The 2122-nt window shown below is 53.8% G+C and carries 2 tRNA genes and 1 rRNA gene; all 3 read right to left on the bottom strand.

Annotated elements, in window-relative coordinates:
- Positions 1-267 precede the first annotated feature (267 nt).
- Positions 268-343 (bottom strand) — tRNA-Ala (locus WS89_RS24135).
- A gap of 40 nt (positions 344-383) precedes the next feature.
- A tRNA-Ile gene (locus WS89_RS24130) sits at positions 384-460 on the bottom strand.
- A 64-nt stretch (positions 461-524) separates the two neighbouring features.
- Positions 525-2057: ribosomal RNA gene (locus WS89_RS24125) — 16S ribosomal RNA — on the bottom strand.
- Positions 2058-2122: the final 65 nt, after the last annotated feature.

Genomic DNA, 2122 nt, shown 5'->3' with positions numbered 1-2122 from the left:
ACAGTCGCTACAGGTTGAGTTCTCGCGTTGTGCCGTATTCCAATTGAGCCGAACAATGAAGTTCGAATCATCTTGAGATACATCGATACAATCACAACCCGGATAGTTTCCACGTCCATCTCAAAGACGCTTCCACTATCCAAATTACTTACTTCTTCCAGATTGTTAAAGAACGACAGCCGATACTTTCGTACCGCTCTGACTGGCTCAATCGCCAATGCAAAATTCTCGGTTCAGTGCCTGAACCAAGCCCTTAGCGTTGGTGATTGGTGGAGGCAGACGGGATCGAACCGACGACCCCCTGCTTGCAAAGCAGGTGCTCTCCCAGCTGAGCTATGCCCCCATGAGTACAGATGCCTCAGGTGTACCTACCGCCAGACAAATGGTGGGTCTGGTTGGATTCGAACCAACGACCCCCGCCTTATCAAGACGGTGCTCTAACCGACTGAGCTACAGACCCCTGAGTCTGTCTTTAAATTTACAGCCGATAAGCGTGAGCGCTCAACTTGTGCGAGAAGCTCTGGAAAGGAGGTGATCCAGCCGCACCTTCCGATACGGCTACCTTGTTACGACTTCACCCCAGTCATGAATCCTACCGTGGTGACCGTCCTCCTTGCGGTTAGACTAGCCACTTCTGGTAAAACCCACTCCCATGGTGTGACGGGCGGTGTGTACAAGACCCGGGAACGTATTCACCGCGGCATGCTGATCCGCGATTACTAGCGATTCCAGCTTCATGCACTCGAGTTGCAGAGTGCAATCCGGACTACGATCGGTTTTCTGGGATTAGCTCCCCCTCGCGGGTTGGCAACCCTCTGTTCCGACCATTGTATGACGTGTGAAGCCCTACCCATAAGGGCCATGAGGACTTGACGTCATCCCCACCTTCCTCCGGTTTGTCACCGGCAGTCTCCTTAGAGTGCTCTTGCGTAGCAACTAAGGACAAGGGTTGCGCTCGTTGCGGGACTTAACCCAACATCTCACGACACGAGCTGACGACAGCCATGCAGCACCTGTGCGCCGGTTCTCTTTCGAGCACTCCCGCCTCTCAGCAGGATTCCGACCATGTCAAGGGTAGGTAAGGTTTTTCGCGTTGCATCGAATTAATCCACATCATCCACCGCTTGTGCGGGTCCCCGTCAATTCCTTTGAGTTTTAATCTTGCGACCGTACTCCCCAGGCGGTCAACTTCACGCGTTAGCTACGTTACTAAGGAAATGAATCCCCAACAACTAGTTGACATCGTTTAGGGCGTGGACTACCAGGGTATCTAATCCTGTTTGCTCCCCACGCTTTCGTGCATGAGCGTCAGTATTGGCCCAGGGGGCTGCCTTCGCCATCGGTATTCCTCCACATCTCTACGCATTTCACTGCTACACGTGGAATTCTACCCCCCTCTGCCATACTCTAGCCTGCCAGTCACCAATGCAGTTCCCAGGTTGAGCCCGGGGATTTCACATCGGTCTTAGCAAACCGCCTGCGCACGCTTTACGCCCAGTAATTCCGATTAACGCTTGCACCCTACGTATTACCGCGGCTGCTGGCACGTAGTTAGCCGGTGCTTATTCTTCCGGTACCGTCATCCCCCGACTGTATTAGAGCCAGGGATTTCTTTCCGGACAAAAGTGCTTTACAACCCGAAGGCCTTCTTCACACACGCGGCATTGCTGGATCAGGCTTTCGCCCATTGTCCAAAATTCCCCACTGCTGCCTCCCGTAGGAGTCTGGGCCGTGTCTCAGTCCCAGTGTGGCTGGTCGTCCTCTCAGACCAGCTACTGATCGTCGCCTTGGTAGGCCTTTACCCCACCAACTAGCTAATCAGCCATCGGCCAACCCTATAGCGCGAGGCCCGAAGGTCCCCCGCTTTCATCCGTGGATCGTATGCGGTATTAATCCGGCTTTCGCCGGGCTATCCCCCACTACAGGACATGTTCCGATGTATTACTCACCCGTTCGCCACTCGCCACCAGGTGCAAGCACCCGTGCTGCCGTTCGACTTGCATGTGTAAGGCATGCCGCCAGCGTTCAATCTGAGCCAGGATCAAACTCTTCAGTTCAAACCTGTTACTGTTTTCGGTTCTTTCGAACCGGTCGCTCACTCAAAGCTGACAGGAATATGAAT

The sequence above is a fragment of the Burkholderia sp. MSMB1072 genome, from assembly GCF_001524725.1.
Taxonomy (GTDB): Bacteria; Pseudomonadota; Gammaproteobacteria; order Burkholderiales; family Burkholderiaceae; genus Burkholderia.
The sequence above is the reverse complement of the archived record's forward strand: the minus strand, read 5'-3'. Positions and strand labels throughout refer to the sequence as shown.